Here is an 18851-nt window from a genome sequence, read left to right on the forward strand (position 1 = left end):
TTATGTGCCTCGGGTTCTTTTTATAGCTCTTGTCGCAATGCTTGGATAACATCGATTTTTGTTGCTTTACGAGCTGGTCGGTAGCCAGAAATCATAGCAACACCAATACTGATAGCAGACGCAATAATAACGAGCTGCCATGGAATAAGTGAAAATGTAATATCAGACGAACCAAACGCATCTTCACCTGTTGCCGCTTTTAAAATTAACGGTAAAATCGCATTTGCTGTAAAACTAATAGCATATGAAATCACTACTGCAATGATTGTTCCAAAAATGCCGATAAATGTGCTTTCCATTAAAAATAATCGTTGAATAAGCTTTGGACTTGCTCCGATTGCCTTTAATACTCCAATTTCACGTGTACGCTCTGTAACCGCCATTGTCATCGTATTAAAAATTCCAATAGAAGCGATTAATACGGCAATTGTGCCAACAAAAATTAAACCAATCTTCAATACAAGGAAAAATACATCCATTTGATCTAATTGCTCAGTCACTGAATACACATTGTAGCCTTTGTCTTTAAGCTTTTCCAAAATAGGCTTTACGTGCTCTAAACTGTCTGCATATATATTAAATTCCGAATTAAATACCTCATCTTCTGGTACATCATCTAATGCCGCAAAACTGCTCCCTATTGCCTCTTTCTGTTTTGAATCCATATAAACTGTATTGTCAATCATCCAATCATAAGAAGGCTTCTTCGTCACACCGACAATCGTATATTTCACCTTTTCAGTTTCAGATGTTCCATTTGAATTAGATATTAAAGATAACTCAATCTCTTTACCAATGACAGACTGTTTATATCCTTCTTCATTACCATCATAATACGTTCCCTCTGCCTCAGCCTTTTTACTTTTTTCTTTTATCGTATCGCGATCAGCGTCGTTTAATAAAGTTTGACCAAAATGATATCCAACAATAATCTCATTCGGCTTTGTCGGATACTGTCCTTGCGCAAGTTTCCCAGTTACATCCTTAAAATCTTTCATATTCGTTAAAATTAAGTTTGAGTTTGTATCACGATCTTTAAAATATGAGTGTGCACTTGCATTAACCGTAATCGTTTCAAGCACTGTATTCACATTTTCTATCGACTTTATTTCATCTTTCTGTTGCTCTGTAAATTGTGAGCCATCATATACTTGTATTTTTGTTACATTTTCATCTGAAAGTATTTCGTTACGAATCGAATCCTGCAATCCAAACCCTACGGATGCCAGGACAATTAAAAACGCACAACCCATTGTTGCAGCCAGCACCGTCATAAATACCCGTAATTTATTTTTCTTTATATGTTGTATAACAAAGTCTAGTTGATCTTTCCATATCATGTTATTCTACCTCCTTCACAAGCTCGCCATCATACATTCTAAAACGTCGATGAGCAATCGTCGCCACTTCTTCATCGTGCGTAATAATGACAAAAGTTAAGCCAAGCTCACGATTTAAGCTTTGAATTAGGAGTAAAATATCTTGTTCTGTTTCAGAATCTAAACTCCCCGTTGGCTCATCCGCGAGCAATATTGGAGGATTGGTAATCAATGCTCTTGCAATGCTTACACGCTGTTGTTGACCGCCTGATAATTCATTTGGATAATGGTCAGCTACTGCAGTTAATCCAACCTTGTCCATTATCTTCTTCACTTTTTCTTTACGTATAGCTTTACTAGCACCTTGCAATTTCAAAGGCAACTCAATATTTTCAAATGCGGTTAAACCCGGCATGAGTTGAAAGTTTTGAAAAATAAATCCGAACTGTCGCAATCGAAAAGCTGCACTCTCTGTTTCATTAAGCTTCGCTGTCTCTTGCCCATTCACCTTAATAGAGCCTTGTTCAGCCTTCATAAACCCTGCTAAAGTTTGAAGCAATGTTGATTTTCCCGAGCCACTTTTGCCGACAATTGCGACAATTTCTCCTTTTTTCACCTCAAAATTGACACCCTTTAATACAGGTACATGCTTTTCCTTGCCCTTTTTCCCAATTAAAAATGTATGTTGTAAGTTCTCGACTTGAATCATTTTTGTCTTAATGCCCCTTTCTCGTACTTTCTCAATTATAAAAAATAATTCTTAAAAATATTGAAGGATAAAAATGAAGATATTCTTAAGAAAATAGGGAACACTATGTTTAAGGGGCGTTTCTTTACAATACGTTTACAATTCGATTTAACTAGCAAGTAAAATCGAGTGTATATAAATGCTACATTCTGTACTAAACAGACTATTTTTTTAATAAAAACACTTATTATATAGGCGTTTTTCTGTACTAATAGGAATAAATACACATACAACACAGCATATTTGTGAACAAATTGTATATTACAGGATTGTAAAGTTTTATGTAGAGAAGATAAATTTTATGTAGATAAACGAAAGATTTTGTTATGATAGTAAAGTTTAAAGGTTGATTATTTTATATACATCCAGGAGGATTTCATTTACATGCTTAACTCAAAAAAACAAGACCCTTTCTTTATAGCATTGCATAAAATTGCAGAGAATATGAGAGAGGCCGTACATTACGCAAATGATTTTCGTATTACAAGTGTAGCTGACTTAAAAGAGATTAGCATTACAATGAAGAATTACGAAACAGCTGGCGATAAACTTATTCATGAACTTATCGTGATGCTAAACAAATCATTTATGACACCGATTGAGCGCGAGGATATTTTAGAATTCGCAATCCGTATGGACGACGTGTTAGATGGTACGGAGCATTGTATCGCTCACTTTGAAATGTTCTCCTTAACAGAAGTTGATGAAGCGATGCGTATTTTTTTAGGCTATATTTCAAAAAGTGCCGACGAAATTGTTAAAGCTACTGAAGAGTTAAAGAAAAAGAATCTTATCGGCATGCGCCCACATGCAATTTTAATAAAAGATTATGAGCGCGAATGTGACGAAGTACAAAGAACTTCGATTAAGCAATTGTTTTTAAATGAAAAAGATCCAATCCGCATTATTAAGTTTAAAGATATTTATGAACAACTAGAGGATATCGCTGATTATTGTCAAAACGTTGCAAACACAATGGAAACAATTATCATGCGTAACGCGTAATTAGGAGTGGGTCACTTACAATGAATACAATAATTATACTAACCGTATTGGTCGTCATCTTTGCCCTAACATTTGACTTTATCAACGGTTTCCACGATACAGCAAATGCTATCGCAACTTCGGTTTCAACTAGAGCATTGCCTCCACGTGTTGCCATTATTATGGCTGCGACGATGAACTTCATCGGTGCTATTACTTTCGTGGGTGTAGCAAAGGCTCTAACTAAAGATATTGTAGATCCATTCTCTTTAAATGCATTTCAAGGAGATACAACAGGTTCTATCGTTATTTTAGCCGCATTAATTTCAGCTATTATTTGGAACCTGCTTACTTGGTACTTTGGTATCCCTTCAAGTTCTTCACATACATTAATCGGTTCAATTGCCGGTGCAGCAGTTGCTTCTGCAGGCTTTGGCGTACTTAACTACGGTGGTTTTACAAAGATTATTATGGCTTTAGTATTTTCACCAATCATCGCGATTTGTGCCGGCTTTCTTATGATGTCTCTGTTTAAATTATGGTTTAAAAACTTAAATCTATATCGTACGAATAAAGGCTTCCGTACAATGCAAATTTTTACAGCGGCTATTCAATCGTTTACACACGGTACAAATGACGCGCAAAAAGCAATGGGTATTATGACAATGGCGTTAATCGCTGGAGGCTTACACACTGGGGATGATATTCCTTTTTGGGTTCGAGCTGCTGCGGCAATTGCCATGGGTCTTGGTACTTCTATTGGTGGCTATAAAATCATTAAAACAGTCGGCGGTAAAATTATGAAAATCCGTCCTGTAAATGGCGTTGCAGCGGATTTAGCTTCTGCTACTGTTATTTTCGGTGCGACATTAGTTCACTTACCCGTATCAACAACACACGTTATTTCTTCATCCATCATGGGCGTTGGTTCGGCACAGCGTGTTCGTGGTGTAAACTGGGGAATGGCACGTAAAATTGTGACAACTTGGATTATTACAATGCCAATTTCAGCTGTTATGGCATCCGTTATTTACTTAATATTATCTTTATTCTTCTAGATTTTACGGCACTTTCTGCTCACAGAAAGTGCTTTTTTAAGTGTCAGGCACTCACACAATTCTCACACACTCTACCGTGAGCAGGAGTTTTTACTTTGTCACACGACAAAAAGCGACACATCCTTTACACTGATTTAAAAGGGGGATGCTTTATAATTATGAAAACTTTTTCAGCTTTTATCACTGCACATGCGAAAGCTATCGTTGCAATTTGGATTGTTATTTTTATCGCAATGGCTGTGTTTGCTATACAGCTTCCGAGCAAACTGCATGGAGATGGCTTTTTTGTTGAAGCTGATCATACCTATGTCACAAATGAACTAGCAAAAACATTCGACTTACCTGCCGAAACTATAATGGTTGTCTTTGACCAAGTAGACAATAAAAAAATCGAAGACACCTTACAAAAACTCGATGACATTCAAGAAATCCATTCAATCCAGTCACCATTGGATGATTCTTCGCTACAAAAGAACGGCATCGCCTATGCCATGGTACATTTTAAAAATAACGTTGAAAATTTGCCCGATACAGTAAAAGAAGTTCGCACATTAGTTGAAGATGATAGCATTAGTATTACAGGTGGGCCTGTGATTTCTGAGGATATAAATGAAGCTAGCCAAAAAGACTTGGCTTCTGCTGAAGCAATTGGTTTACCAATCGCTATCATCGTACTATTACTAGCCTTTGGTACCGTTGTAGCTGCAATTTTGCCAATTATAATTGGTGTCGTTACGGTTGTTACAGCATTCGGACTGTTGACACTACTTAGTGGTAGCGTTAATTTATCCATTTTTGTCTTAAACATTGTGCCAATGCTAGGACTTGCCCTCAGTATTGACTTCGCACTACTATTTATTAATCGCTATCGCGAAGAACGTGGCCATTCTACAATTGCCGATGCGATACAAATTGCTATCCAGACAGCTGGCCGTTCAATAATTTTTTCTGCTGTTTGTGTCATGATTGGTCTTGGGGCCATGATTGTTATTGACGTTGAAATTTTTCGCAATATTGCACTAGGCGGCACAATTGTCGTGTTGTTCGCAGTGTTGTCAGGTCTCACTTTATTACCTGCAACAATGATGGTTTTGGGAGACCGTCTAAATAAGTGGCGCATAATACGCGTAAAGCCAGGTGGGACAAATCGTTGGCGCAGTTTTGCTGGCTTTGTTATGAAACGACCTGTATCAATTGTCATTGTCGCATTATTGTTACTTGGTATCGGTATGATTCCATTAAAGGATATTAAACTAGCTATACCTCAAGTGGATTCTTTACCAACTAAATATGATGCACGTGCAGCATACGATAAATTAGATGACACGTTTGGGCTCGGTGACACTTCGATTTTATATTTACTCGCTGAACGTAAAGAAGGTTGGGAGGATGAGAAGGCAAGAGAGCTACTGTTTGATATACAAGAACAGCTTCTTGACGATCCACTCGTTGATCAAGTATCAACTATTTATACGGCTTCTAATATAAAATCGCCGGAGGAATTAACAGCATCTTTGGAAATGCCACAAGTTGCAGATCAACTAAAACCACTTATTCATACCTTTTCGAAGGATACACAATTGTTTATTCCTATTACATTAAATGTAGCTGGTTCGTCCTCTGCCGCACAAAAATTTGCAAGAACATGGATGGACAAAGATTTAAACGTCGATTTTAAACTAGGTGGACAAGGTAAATTCAATCAAGAGATTTTCGATGAAATTGCGGATAAAATCGTATTCGCTGTTTTGATCATTATCGTGTCAACGTTCTTTATTTTAATGCTTGCTTTCCGTTCAGTTTTAATTCCTCTCAAGGCAATCATTATGAATATTATTGGGTTATCCTCAGCGTTTGGGATACTCGTATACATATTCCAATATGGACATTTCGGAATAGAGGCTGGCACAATTGTCCTCATCATTCCGGTTATTGTATTTTGCCTTGTATTTGGTTTGAGTATGGACTATGAAGTATTTTTAATATCTCGAATACAAGAGGAATATCAAAAAGGTGCGGATAATACTCATGCGACAGTGGAAGGACTTACATCTACTAGCCGTATCATTACATCTGCTGCGCTTATTATGATTGTTATTACTGGAGCATTTGCTTTTACCGACGTTATGCCTGTAAAGCAAATCGGTGTTGGTATTGCCATTGCAATCGCAATTGACGCTACAATTATTCGTCTTATGCTTGTCCCAAGTCTTATGAAGCTATTTGGCGACTGGAATTGGTGGCTACCCTTCGCTAAGAAGAAGTAATTTCTTAAACAAAAATCCGAGAACGCTAATTTACAGCGTTCTCGGATTTTTCGTTTAAAAATATTTACGATACCACTCTCTTGCTGAATCTACTTCAGGCATTGTAAGCTGGTGACCATAGTTAAACCATGCTGTTGTTACATTAGCGCCTGCACCAGATAAAAGTGACTCTAAATCCTCTGATTCCTGTGCTGAACACAACGGATCATTTGTTCCAGCCGCAATAAATACAGGCGTATTAGCTAACACAGGTAGTCCAATTCCTCGTCTTGGCACCATCGGATGATGTAGAATCGCGCCTGCCAACGCATCTTCAAAATGGAATAATAAACTTGCTGCAATGTTTGCGCCATTTGAGTAACCAATAGCTACGATACGTGTACGATCAAAACCGTATTGCTCTGCTGCTGTTGCCAAAAAGCTTTGTAATTCTTGCGTACGGAAAATTAAATCTTCTATATCAAAAACACCTTCAGCTAAACGACGGAAAAACCGAGGCATACCATTTTCTAATACATTACCACGTACACTTAAAACATTAGCTGTTGCATCAATTTCTTTTGCTAGGCTAATTAAAGAATGCTCGTCTCCACCTGTACCGTGTAATAACAATAAGGTAGGCTTTGTTTCATCTGTTCCTTTATGAAATATATGTTGCATGAACACATCACCTTTCAATTATCTTGAATTCGAGATAATTGTAGCTTGTGGTAAAATTAAATTCAAACTTTTTGACTTATTAACGTCACGATTTTCGCTATTTGGCTGTTCTTCATTGTTTTTATAGAAATTTCGAATCGTAAAAACTGAAAATAAGCATGCAATTACTAAAACAATAAGTACAACTCCCACCAATTTTTTACCACTCATTACGCGTTTTCCCCCATATTACTTAGTTCTTTTTACGAAAGCCTTCTTCCAATAAATATTCTTTTGCCGCATCATACGTGCCAAAGGCTTCTTCTAGATTATCTCGATGATATACATTCCATGAACGTTGTTCAAAAGCAAGCTCTAATTGATCACCTTCACGATTACGCCAAGTCTCAATAATCGGTTCTTCTTCCTCTTGTTCCTCGCCTAAATACGTAATCGCATCTTCAATAATGGTACGCAGCTGTTGCTCATCGTAATCACGAATATTTACTAATCCTTTATCATTTGCCTCATTTTCGTAGCGCAACAAATCCCCTACAAAGACAAAACCATTTCCGTTTGGATGCAATTTTTCAACGACAATCGTTTTTTCAAACAGACTGTCCATAAAATGATAATTCACTCGTTTCATCGAAATTTCTTTTCTCGTTAATTCTGAAAACGATTCAATTATCGCTTGTTTTTGTTCAAATGTTAGCATGTATATGCTCCTTTTCTTTCATTGTAATTACAAGTATAGCTTATTTTCTACACAAATTAACATATAGACATAAAATGCTCATAAAAAAAACTTCAATTCATTTCGAAGTTATCTTTATGAGCCACTATGATTATATACATGCGAATTGGCACTGATTCTTACCATACTTCATTGTTTTTTCATATGCGTAATCAACTAGCCGGTGATTACGCTATTCTATCGACTGTACATTGAATTTTTCACAAAATCTATTACATCTGCAACGTACAACTCACGATATGGAACAAATTGCGCAGTGCTTACAGGTCTCACTACCCGTGCTCGTTGTCCATCTGGAAAATATTCATATCCTTCAATATTCAGCGTGACGGTTTTACCTAAAAAGAAATCTTCGGCTTCATCAAGCTTTGCTCGAACAACACCCGAAACTTCCTCATATTGCAACTCAAAAGAATCCCAATTGTCTTCAAAAGGGTACAAATAAACATGACAAAATTCATTATCAATCATTTTTTCAGATACGATACTACATGAAGTCATACCCATTTTTACGACTTCATTAATATCGATTGTTAATCCTAATTCTTCTCTTACTTCTCGTATGCCCGCTTCCACTGTCTCAATGGCTAGTAAGTGACCTGCTGCTGTAATATCAAGCAGTCCTGGATAGTCCTTTTTTTGTGCACTACGAATTTGGAAATAAATATAGTTCTCGTTGACAAGCCAGCAGTGAAAAGTCTCATGCCACAAGCCTTTTTCATGTACTTCTGCTCGTGTAGCCGTGCCAATTTGTTCATGCTGCTCATTAAAAACCTTCACAATCTCTTGTTCCATTTTTATTCGACCCCTATACAGACTTCGTAGCCTTTTTCTTTATCGCAATTCGTTTATCATAAATATTCGAAACAATAACCTTTAGTACAGCATAAAACGGAACGGCAATTATAATTCCTATGAAGCCTGCTATATTTCCTGCTGCTAAAATAATTGTAATAACCGTTAACGGATGGATATCGAGAGATTTCCCCATGACATTTGGAGTAATGAAGTTACTATCAATCTGCTGCGCAATAAGCGTAACAACGCATACCCAAACAACAAGCATCGGATCCTGAATAACTGCCACAATCACTGCTGGTGCAAGGGCTATCCATGGACCGATAAACGGAATCATATTCATAAAGAAAGCAAAAATAACGAGCAATAATGAATACTCTAAGCCAATAATTAAATACCCAACATACATAATAAGTGCTAATAAAAAACTAATTTGCAGTTGACCTTGAATATAGCTACGTAATACATCATCAATTTCACTTAACGTCTTTTTTATCCATTCCCGACGTTCACCACTAAAATATTTATAAATGGATGGCGCAAATTTCTCATGATCCTTCAACATAAAGATGAAGAAAAACGGAATTAAAATAGCTAATAAGGAAACTGAAACAATGGACTGTATAAATGATACGAGCCATTTACTTGTCACGACAGCAATACTTTGTACAGAATTAGCAAGACTATCGATAAATTCGGTTATTTGTGGAGGTAAATTATCCTTATTGCTGAACAAGCTGACCACATAATCAGTTGCATCTTGAATGCTTGATCCAATCATCGGTGCATTTTTCGCAAGATTATTAAGCTGTGTAGCTATCGGATTACCGATAATAAAACCTAAAACAACAACCATGACAATCATGCCAACAACAATTGTCAATATACTAGCCCATCTTGGCCATTTTCGCTTTTCTAAAAAACGCTGAATCGGCTCTGTCACATAATACAACACGCCACCAAGTAATAACGGCACAAATATCGCTTTTAAAATAATCGCAAGCGGTGAAAAAATCCAATGAATTTCTATAAAATATTTAAGTATTAGTAGAACTAGTAAAGTACCTACTCCTACTTGAAACCATACTTTCCTCGTCACGTTCTTCACTTCCTTTTATCACAGTTACTGAAAATACTACTTATATATTAACCATTTCGCAAGTATCCTAGTATTTATTACAAACATAAAAAAAGATAACAGACTAAAAAACAACTTATCTTGGACAAAAGAGAAAAGTGTTAGATTGACTGCCATCAATCTAACACTTTTTGCAATGCCGTTGATGGCCGCTACGGCGGTTGCTTTCCGCGGGCACACACGTAAGCCGCAACCCTCGCTAGCGCGCGGTCTGTTGCGTCTTACGCTGTGTGCGTTCCCGCAGGAGTCACCGCCTGCACTACCATCATCAACTAGTACTCTTTCTTTGCTGAATTTTATTTATGGCAAAAGTAAAATAGCTAAGTTCTTCTTCATAATAAATAGCAAAAAATGATTTACGAGTACCTGTGTTCTAGTTTCTAAAATTCCAAGTTATATCTCAGTCTCTCTAACTAACTCGGTTTCCTAGAGAAGTTACACAAATTTTTTCATTAGCTCTCGAAAGATTCTATCGCACTTTATAATTTTGTATCATCCACTGAATTTAAGTAGTTTTCAATCACACCAATTACTGATTCTACACAGCCATCCTCGAATGGTGAAATTAAGCCAGCTTCTTTCACAAGCTTCGTAAATGACATAGAGCCACCTAAGCCACATAAATGGATATAGTCTTTCCAGGCAGCCTCAAACTCTTCACGTGAACGTTTCCAGAATTGGAATGCACAAATTTGCGCTAACGTGTAATCAATATAATAGAATGGGCTTGCATAAATATGGGCCTGACGTTGCCATATACCACCTGATTCTAAGTAGCTATTGCCGTCATAGTCACGATGCGGTAAATATGTTTCCTCGATTTTTTTCCATGCAGCTTTACGCTCAGCAGGTGTCATCGTAGGGTTTTCATAAATAACATGTTGGAATTCATCAACAGCAACACCGTAAGGAAGAAATAGTAGGCCACTGCTTAAATGTGTAAATTTATATTTCTCTGTATCTTCTTTGAAGAATAATTCCATCCAAGGCCATGTGAAGAACTCCATACTCATAGAATGGATTTCACATGATTCATATGTTGGCCATAAATATTCTGGAATGCCAATATCGCGGCTTGAGTATACTTGGAAAGCATGTCCAGCCTCATGTGTTAACACATCAATATCACCTGATGTACCGTTAAAGTTCGAGAAAATAAATGGCGAATGATAATTTTCAATAAACGTACAATAGCCGCCACTTTCTTTTCCTTTTTTCGCTACTAAGTCCATTAAGTCATGGTCAATCATAAAGTTGAAAAATTCACCAGTCTCAGGTGATAGTTCTTCATACATTTTTTTACCGTTTGCGACAATCCAATCTGCATCACCTTTTGGCGTAGCATTTCCTGTTAAGAAGTTTAGCGCTTCATCATAAAACTTTAAGTCCGAAATGCCGATACGCTTCGCTTGTCGCTCAAATAATTTTGTTGCAACTGGAACGATTAAATCACGCACTTGGTCACGGAATTTTTTCACCATTTCCGCATTGTAATCAATACGGTTCATACGAATATAGCCAAGCTCTACATAATTTTTATAGCCTAACTTTACAGCAATTTCATGGCGTACTTTGACAAGCTCATCATACAACCGATCAAATTCTTCTTCATGCTCAGCAAAAAAGCCAAATCGAGCTTCTGTAGCCGCTTTACGCATTTCACGATTTGTCGATTCTGCATAAGGTCCTAGCTGAGCTAACGTTAATGTTTCCCCATTAAAGTCAATTTGAGCTGAGGCAACTAATTTATTATATTCAGAAACTAGCTTGTTCTCCTTTTGCATTAAATCAATAACTTGCGGAGAGAACCCTTTAATTTGATAGGACGCTAAGTCGAATAACTGTTGGCCCCATTTTTCTTCAAGCTGCTCACGGAATGGCGAAACTATTAATGCTTTATAGTATTCTGTTGTAATCTCTTCAAGTTCTGGGCCTACTTCATCAAAATAGTCACGTTCTTCTTGATAAAACGAATCGTTCGTATCAATCGATGCTCGAATATATACGAGGTTAGCCATTGTCGCATACTCATTACTTAATTCATTTAACTTTTCAATTAGCTCGCTTTGCGCCTCAACAGTTTGCGCTTCTTTAAATTGCTCGATTATAGCTAATTGCTGCTCTTTCATTGCTGCCACGTTGGGACGGCTGTATTTATAATCTTTAAACGTTGTCATAGAAGTACCCTCTTTCTGTCGTTTACTCATTATATTTCTATTATATGACAAATATATTAAAGAAAGAAAGTAAATATACCATTAATGACCTATGATATACGTTTTTAACAATGCAGCTCTTTCACGAATCCTTAACTTCGCTTCTACAGATTTTGGTGTTTTTGCAACAACGACATCCGCCTCTAGCTGAAGCTTATTAGCTAAATACTTTGCTCTTTGCAAATGGAAATCATTCGAGACAATCGTAATATGCTTTGTGCCCTCTGGGAGTAATTCTTTTGAAAATAGTAGGTTTTCATATGTCGATGTGGATTGTTCTTCCACTAAAATTCGTGCAGGGTCAATCCCTTTCTCCTGCAAGTACGAAAACATTGCAGATGCCTCTGTCCTATCCTCATCTGCCCCCTGACCACCCGATACAATTACCTTCACGTGCGGATACTCATTTAGATAAGCTACAGTCTCTTCCAATCTATTTTTTAAAGATAGAGATAATATCCCACCAGGCTTTACTTTTGCCCCAAGCACTATTGCATATTGTGCAGATCCATCAGCAACTGGCTGTGTCCCTCGCTTCATTTCTTGTCCTAACCATATATAGAGGGCACTACTTATACAAACGACAATTGTGATTCCTCCCACCAACCACTTTTTCAAATGCAACACCCCTTTTTACTTACAACGTCCAGAATATAAAAAGGATGCTTGTACAAATATTAGCTACTGTACAAGCATCTTTATTAACTATCTTATAGTAAAGCGTTGAATGGATTCCTGTAATGCTGAGATTTCGTCTGTTAAATCGTTGGAGGATTCGCTAACAAGTTGTATAGCCCTTTGTTGCTCGTCAACAGATGCTGTTACTTCCTCAGAAGCTGCTGCATTTTTTTCACTGATCATAGCGATACTTTCAATAGACTGCATCATATCATCTTTAGAGCTATTTAAATATGCAACACCTGAAGTCATGTCTCCAATAATTGCTATAATTTTTTCAACAGCCAGTTCAATTTCATTAAATGAAGATTCCATTATTCCAACAGAATTATTTTGCTCTCGAACAATAGCACTTGTTTTTTGCATTTCTTCGTTCACTAAATTCGTTTCACTTTCAATACCACGTAGCGTTGTGCGTACTAAATCTGTTGCAACGGAAGTTTGGTCTGCTAGCTTTCTTACTTCTTCCGCTACGATTGCAAATCCTTTGCCATGCTCCCCAGCACGCGCCGCTTCAATCGATGCATTTAATGCAAGAAGGTTTGTTTGATCGGAAATTTCATTAATCGTTCCCACAATACCTTCAATTTCTCTTACTTTAACAATTAAGCTATTAAACACTGTTTGTACACTATTAATAAGCGTAGACGATTCCTGTGATGTGTCCTTCAAACTATTTAAATTTACAAGCCCTTCTTCATTGGAATGCTTCATAATTTGAGAAGCATCTAACATTAATTCATTTTTATCATGCAGTCCTACAATTTGCTGAGCAAATGCTATAGCTGTACGATTCGTATCTTCAGCATCGGAGGCTTGTTTAACTGCACCTCCTGAAACCTCATTAATCGCTTTCACAATTTCATCGCCGTATGCATTAGTTTCCTCAGCAACGGCTGTTAAGTTAGACGAAGTGGATTGAATTTCAGCGATTGATTCTTCCACATTTGTAATTAATGTCTTTAATTGATCTACCATATCATTAAAGCCCGTGTTTAATTGGCCAATCTCATCTGTACGTTGTAGGTTTTCAATTTCCACCGTTAAATTACCTTGCGCTACTTCACGTACACGAGTCGACAATTTTTTAACAGGCAAAGCCAAATGTCTAGAAACAAGTATGACGATAACTGTACCGATAATAATGGCTCCTAATAGTGTCAGTCCAATAACTAATAACAATGAATTAGCTTCTTTATTAAAATCTTGCATATATGTACCCGATGCTATAATCCATCCCCAATGTGGATCTTTTGTAGAGTAAATGATTTTATCGGCTAAAACATCCTGACCGGGAAGTGCAAATTCATATTTTGTAAAACCCCCACCCTCTAATGCTCGTTCAGTTACATCTCGAATAAAATACGTACCACTACTATCCTGTTCATCCCACAAGTTATCCCCTTCACGAGTAGGATGTGTTGTTAGCGTCCCTTTATCGTCTAACACGTATATATAACCATATTCACCTAAATTACCAGGATAATTAATTGGTCGCTTTCCCTCACTATCCTTTGGACCAAGTAGCGCTTCACGTACTTTTTCCTGCGCAACCTCCAATGGGATGTCGCCTTTTTCTACACTTTCATTTGCCAGTTCGATTAATTGCAAAGTAGACTCAACGCTATTTTGGAGGACTTGTTCACCTAATCCTTCCATCCCATCCTTTGCTTTCCCATAGCTAACTATACCAATGATTAAGCTCGGCACTATTAATAATGCCATTGAAACGATAATTAATTTCCCCTGTATTGAACGTAAAAATTTCATACTTTACACCCCTTTTTACTTCTATCGTTTAATGCATTACTCATATTATGGAATGGTTTTACAGTTTACACAATGGGTAATTCACAATAAATGTGTAGAATATTCAGATTTTCGAGTAAATATGCTAATATACACATTTTTCCGCACAGAAGAAAAACTATCTTTCTACAGGGTTACAATGTGTAGAAAAATAGTTTTTTGATTTTCTTTATAATTTAAATGTATTAATCGCTTCAATTACTTCCTTTGATGTACGTTCCAAAATCTCCACAACTTCATTTAATTCTGAAACCATTGCCACCTGATGATCAGAAGCTGCTGCTACCTCTTTAGTTCCTAAAGCACTTTGCTGTGCAATACTTTGCATTTGCTCTATTGTCGCTAATATTTCTTCTGAGCCTGCTGACATTTGCTCTATTACTGCAGAGTCATCTTGAATTTTATTATTAACAAGCACAACTGATTGTAAAATTTGAGCAAGGCTAGTACCGATCCGTTGCACTGCTACATTACCTGCTTGCACATCCTCCGTACTTCGTGCCATTTCAGAAAGGGCGCGTTCCGTAATATCTTTGAAACTTATTAAATGTTTTTGAATATCATCGGCAGAAGTCTTAGACATTTCAGCCAACTTACGCACCTCGTCAGCTACAACAGCAAAGCCCTTCCCAGCTTCTCCAGCCCGCGCCGCTTCAATAGCTGCATTTAATGCAAGTAAGTTTGTTTGATCAGCGATATTTGTAATAACCTGGACCATATCTTCAATTGACCGGAATTTATTACCCATTTCTTCCACATGTCCTGCTGTTCGTAAGACTGAAGATTCTACACTTTGTATTTGTGAAACAACCTCATGGGAATGGTTAACATTCGATTCGACTAATCCTGTCATCGCAGTAGAAGACTCAGCTATTTCCGAAGTTGTATCTGCTAAACGTTGAATGCCAATCGACATTTCGTTCATCGTTAACACAACCTCATTATTATTTTGCTGGTGCTGCTCACTGCCTGCTGCAATTTCGATAATACGGTCTGCAATCTTCAAATTGGATGTTTCAACCTGCTGTGATGTAGCATCTATTTTACCTACAACATCTTGCAATGCAACAGTACGATGTTGAATAGTTTGGAATGTGTCTTTTAACTTTATTAGTGATTCCTTGAAGGCCAGTGCAAAAACTGTAATTTCATTTTTATTTTTAAAATGAATTTGTTCCACTGCTTTTGTAGCTTCCTCAATATCACCTTGCGCAAAGCTTTCTGCAGCTTCCCCCAAATAACTTAACGGTTTTAATGAACGATTTACATAACGATACACTACGTACATAACAATCGCCGTTAAAATTAACATAATTGCAATAAGAGCTGGTAAAACAGAAGATAATACGGTATTCGTTACACCACTTACTTGTGTTGCCTCAATGTCTACGCCAACAAAGGCAACGATAGTACCTGATGCATCTTTTAACGGTACTGTACCTGATAAATAATCGCCAAAATCACTATGTAATATTGCTGAATAATAACTACCTGTAGACATTACTTTTTCTAGATCTTTATAGTATGTAGAAGATGATTCCGTATTAATAATACCTGCATTTTCTTGGTCATCTTTAGGCATTCCATCTACTAAAAATTTTACTTTTTGATCTTCTTTTGGTACAGCAAATGTGTAAGCATAGAGAACGCCATTTTGTTCACGTAATCCATTTAACTCTTCTCTTAGCTCCCAGTATAATTTAGACTCCGATGGGCTTTTTGAAAGCGCAATATATTCATCAACATTTAACTGTTTAGCAATGTTTTCTGCCATTGCAACTGCCTGTGTGCCCATCGTTTTATTTACAGATGATTTCGCTGTGTAAATAGTAGTTACTATAAAACCAATTAATAAAGCGATTATTGTCATTAATAACATTAAAATAATTTTATTACTTAACTTATTTGTTTTTGTCATATTATTGGCACTTCCCTTCTTCATTTTACTAGTATACCAATCTTATTATTACTGAATATTTTATTTTTTCAACTATTTCGACTTCTATACTACGATATTATTGCTAACCAAGCAATTAATGCTAGTAATGTAATGAAAAGTGTCGGTATAGTTAGTAAAATACCGATTTTAAAATACTGTCCCCAGCTTATTTTAATGCCTTTCTGTGCCAATATATGAAGCCATAACAATGTTGCCAATGAACCGATCGGTGTCATTTTCGGTCCTAGATTCGTACCTATAACATTGGCGTAAATCAGTCCTTCTTTGATTGTTCCGCTTGCACTTGTTTCAGCAATAGCCAATGCATCAATCATAACGGTCGGCAAATTATTCATAACTGCAGACAAAATTGCTGCAACAAAGCCCATTGTTAATGTCGCTACAAACAAGCCTTGTTGAACAGTCAGCTCTAACAAATCTGCTAATAAACCTGTAAGACCTACATTTTTCAAACCATAAACAACGACGTACATACCTATTGAAAAAAACACGATGCTCCACGGTGCACCTTTAATAACCCTCTTCGTATCAATGCTTTTGCTTCTCCGTGCCAACCATAAAAAGATAATTGCAACACTACATAAAATAAATGACACTGGAATAATAAAATACTCACTCGATAAGAAACCAAGTAATAATACCGCGATAACGTACCATGAAATATTAAATAACTTCTGATCTCGAATAGCGACAGTCGGGTGAACTAATGCTTCCATTGAATACTGCTTCGGAATGACTTTTCTAAAAAAAACATATAGCACAAAAATGCTAGCGATTAAAGAAACGATATTAGGCACGACCATATGCACTGCGTATTCCATAAAACCTATATTAAAATAATCCGCAGACACGATATTCGTTAAATTACTAATTACTAGTGGTAATGACGTTGTATCTGCAATAAAACCACTCGCAATGATAAACGGAAATACCCTTTGCTCTGTTAAGTTTAACTTTCTTACCATCGCTAAGACGATTGGCGTTAATATTAGTGCTGCACCATCGTTTGCAAATAGTGCAGAAACAATCGCACCTAAGCAGGCTATATAGATAAATAGCCGAATTCCACTACCTCTCGCAAGTCGTGCCATATGCAATGCTGCCCATTCAAAAAATCCGATTTCATCTAAGATGAGGGAAATGATAATAATCCCTATAAATGACAATGTTGCATTCCAAACAATATCAGTAACTGCCACGACATCGCTGATTGTAACAACACCTAGCATTAAGGCAAATGCTGCGCCAATACAGGCAGACCAGCCAATCGATAATTTTCGTGGCTGGACAATTACTAAAAATAACGTCACTAAAAATATAACGATAGCTAAAAAAGTTTGCACAATTCTCCTCCTTAAGTCTGTGACATACGCTGGGGCTTTTTAACTTGATTTAGAAGTGATTTAAACCTCCACGAAATGTAAGTCCCTAGCATTATCCTTCATATTTAAAAGTAGCGGAATTTTTCTGTATCAAGTTAAATCAATTTGCGACTCGGCGTAATTGCGTCCAGATTTTTACGAGCTTGCTCGAAAAGCTCCTCTAAAAAATCTGTGACATCCGACAGGGCTTTTTAACTTAATTCAGACCCCATTGCGTCCGTGCATACTTCGGCATTCATCATCCCGACTTATTGTAGTAAGGAATATTCTGTATCAAGTTAAAAACCAGTAGCAAAGGATTGCTACTGGTTTGACTTATATTAAAATTTATTCAAAATCTGCGTTATGGTAAACGTTTTGTACATCGTCTAAATCTTCTAATGCATCAATTAATTTTTCAAATTTCGCTACATCATCACCTGTTAATGTAACTTCTGTTTGAGGTAGCATAGAAAGCTCAGCAACTGTAAATTCTTGAACGCCCGCCGCCTTCAGTGCTTCTTGCGCAGCAAAGAAATGGTCTGGTTCTGCATAAACAATGACTGTCTCTTCTTCTTCAAGAATATCACGTGCATCGACATCTGCTTCCATTAAAATTTCAAGTACTTCATCCGCAGTCTTGCCCTCTAAACCAATAACTGCTGTTGAATCAAACATATAAGCAACAGAACCACTTACGCCCATGTTACCGTTGTTTTTACCAAATGCTGCACGTACATCAGAAGCTGTACGGTTAACATTGTTTGTTAAAGCATCAACGATTAGCATTGTTCCAGCTGGTCCGAAACCTTCGTAGCGTAATTCATCGAAGCTTTCGTCGCCGCCACCCTTCGCTTTTTCGATTGCTTTTTCAATAATATGTTTAGGAACACTGTAAGTTTTAGCACGTTCAAGAACAACTTTAAGAGCACGATTTGATTCAGGATCTGGTTCGCCTGATTTTGCTGCTACATAAATTTCACGACCGAATTTTGCATTCACTCGACTTGTGCTTTGGTCTTTTGACGCCTTCTTTTCTTTAATATTGTTCCACTTACGACCCATTGTTTCCACTCTCTTTCGAAAATAAAGTTTATAAAAATCATAGATGTACAACTG

The 18851-nt window shown here is 36.9% G+C and carries 16 protein-coding genes; 3 read left to right on the plus strand and 13 right to left on the minus strand.

Features of this window, described 5'->3' with window-relative positions; translation table 11 throughout:
- Nucleotides 1-20 precede the first annotated feature (20 nt).
- Together ACQKNX_RS19445 and ACQKNX_RS19450 are read right to left on the minus strand one after the other, a co-directional pair.
- Complete coding sequence (locus ACQKNX_RS19445; protein WP_427430276.1) at nucleotides 21-1340, minus strand: ABC transporter permease; 1320 nt, start codon at nucleotides 1338-1340, stop codon at nucleotides 21-23.
- A 1-nt stretch (nucleotide 1341) separates the two neighbouring features.
- The gene (locus tag ACQKNX_RS19450) at nucleotides 1342-2028 is read right to left on the minus strand and encodes an ABC transporter ATP-binding protein (protein WP_340821971.1); all 687 of its coding nucleotides are present in this window, start codon (nucleotides 2026-2028) and stop codon (nucleotides 1342-1344) included.
- Nucleotides 2029-2451: 423 nt separating this feature from the next.
- Here ACQKNX_RS19450 and ACQKNX_RS19455 point away from each other — a divergent pair, with 423 nt between their 5' ends.
- The 3 genes from ACQKNX_RS19455 to ACQKNX_RS19465 all read left to right on the plus strand — a co-directional run bounded on the left by ACQKNX_RS19455 (nucleotide 2452) and on the right by ACQKNX_RS19465 (nucleotide 6376).
- Nucleotides 2452-3072, plus strand: coding sequence for a DUF47 domain-containing protein (locus ACQKNX_RS19455; protein ID WP_173479367.1), 621 nt, complete (start codon nucleotides 2452-2454; stop codon nucleotides 3070-3072).
- A gap of 20 nt (nucleotides 3073-3092) precedes the next feature.
- Nucleotides 3093-4109 (plus strand): inorganic phosphate transporter, encoded by a 1017-nt coding sequence (locus ACQKNX_RS19460; protein WP_427430277.1) that lies wholly within the window; start codon nucleotides 3093-3095, stop codon nucleotides 4107-4109.
- 158 nt (nucleotides 4110-4267) lie between these two features.
- Complete coding sequence (locus tag ACQKNX_RS19465) at nucleotides 4268-6376, plus strand: MMPL family transporter (protein WP_427430278.1); 2109 nt, start codon at nucleotides 4268-4270, stop codon at nucleotides 6374-6376.
- 54 nt (nucleotides 6377-6430) lie between these two features.
- Here ACQKNX_RS19465 and ACQKNX_RS19470 read toward each other — a convergent pair whose 3' ends face one another.
- The 11 genes from ACQKNX_RS19470 to ACQKNX_RS19520 form a co-directional block, all read right to left on the minus strand.
- Nucleotides 6431-7036 carry an alpha/beta hydrolase gene (locus tag ACQKNX_RS19470; protein ID WP_427430279.1) on the minus strand — a complete coding sequence of 202 codons (606 nt, stop codon included), beginning with the start codon at nucleotides 7034-7036 and terminating at the stop codon, nucleotides 6431-6433.
- A gap of 18 nt (nucleotides 7037-7054) precedes the next feature.
- Nucleotides 7055-7246 carry a hypothetical protein gene (locus ACQKNX_RS19475; protein ID WP_427430280.1) on the minus strand — a complete coding sequence of 64 codons (192 nt, stop codon included), beginning with the start codon at nucleotides 7244-7246 and terminating at the stop codon, nucleotides 7055-7057.
- Nucleotides 7247-7268: 22 nt separating this feature from the next.
- Nucleotides 7269-7733, minus strand: coding sequence for a hypothetical protein (locus tag ACQKNX_RS19480; protein WP_340821963.1), 465 nt, complete (start codon nucleotides 7731-7733; stop codon nucleotides 7269-7271).
- A 216-nt stretch (nucleotides 7734-7949) separates the two neighbouring features.
- Nucleotides 7950-8567: an NUDIX hydrolase gene (locus ACQKNX_RS19485; RefSeq protein ID WP_401013104.1), complete on the minus strand. Its 618-nt coding sequence runs from the start codon at nucleotides 8565-8567 to the stop codon at nucleotides 7950-7952.
- Between the two features lie 13 nt (nucleotides 8568-8580).
- Nucleotides 8581-9669 (minus strand): AI-2E family transporter, encoded by a 1089-nt coding sequence (locus tag ACQKNX_RS19490; protein ID WP_427430281.1) that lies wholly within the window; start codon nucleotides 9667-9669, stop codon nucleotides 8581-8583.
- Nucleotides 9670-10187: 518 nt separating this feature from the next.
- The gene (locus ACQKNX_RS19495; protein ID WP_427430282.1) at nucleotides 10188-11885 is read right to left on the minus strand and encodes a M3 family oligoendopeptidase; all 1698 of its coding nucleotides are present in this window, start codon (nucleotides 11883-11885) and stop codon (nucleotides 10188-10190) included.
- Nucleotides 11886-11966: 81 nt separating this feature from the next.
- A complete protein-coding gene (locus tag ACQKNX_RS19500) occupies nucleotides 11967-12542 on the minus strand; it encodes a YdcF family protein (RefSeq protein WP_427430283.1) in 576 nt (191 codons plus the stop codon).
- An 87-nt stretch (nucleotides 12543-12629) separates the two neighbouring features.
- On the minus strand, nucleotides 12630-14372 hold the full coding sequence (locus ACQKNX_RS19505; RefSeq protein WP_427430284.1) for a methyl-accepting chemotaxis protein: 1743 nt from the start codon (nucleotides 14370-14372) through the stop codon (nucleotides 12630-12632).
- Nucleotides 14373-14580: 208 nt separating this feature from the next.
- Nucleotides 14581-16329, minus strand: coding sequence for a methyl-accepting chemotaxis protein (locus ACQKNX_RS19510; RefSeq protein WP_427430285.1), 1749 nt, complete (start codon nucleotides 16327-16329; stop codon nucleotides 14581-14583).
- Between the two features lie 89 nt (nucleotides 16330-16418).
- Nucleotides 16419-17714 (minus strand): arsenic transporter, encoded by a 1296-nt coding sequence (locus ACQKNX_RS19515; RefSeq protein ID WP_427430286.1) that lies wholly within the window; start codon nucleotides 17712-17714, stop codon nucleotides 16419-16421.
- A gap of 366 nt (nucleotides 17715-18080) precedes the next feature.
- Complete coding sequence (locus tag ACQKNX_RS19520; RefSeq protein WP_427430287.1) at nucleotides 18081-18797, minus strand: YebC/PmpR family DNA-binding transcriptional regulator; 717 nt, start codon at nucleotides 18795-18797, stop codon at nucleotides 18081-18083.
- Nucleotides 18798-18851 lie beyond the last annotated feature (54 nt).

Origin of the sequence: Lysinibacillus sp. NPDC093712 (assembly GCF_050280025.1) — a bacterium.
Classification (GTDB): Bacteria; Bacillota; Bacilli; order Bacillales_A; family Planococcaceae; genus Lysinibacillus.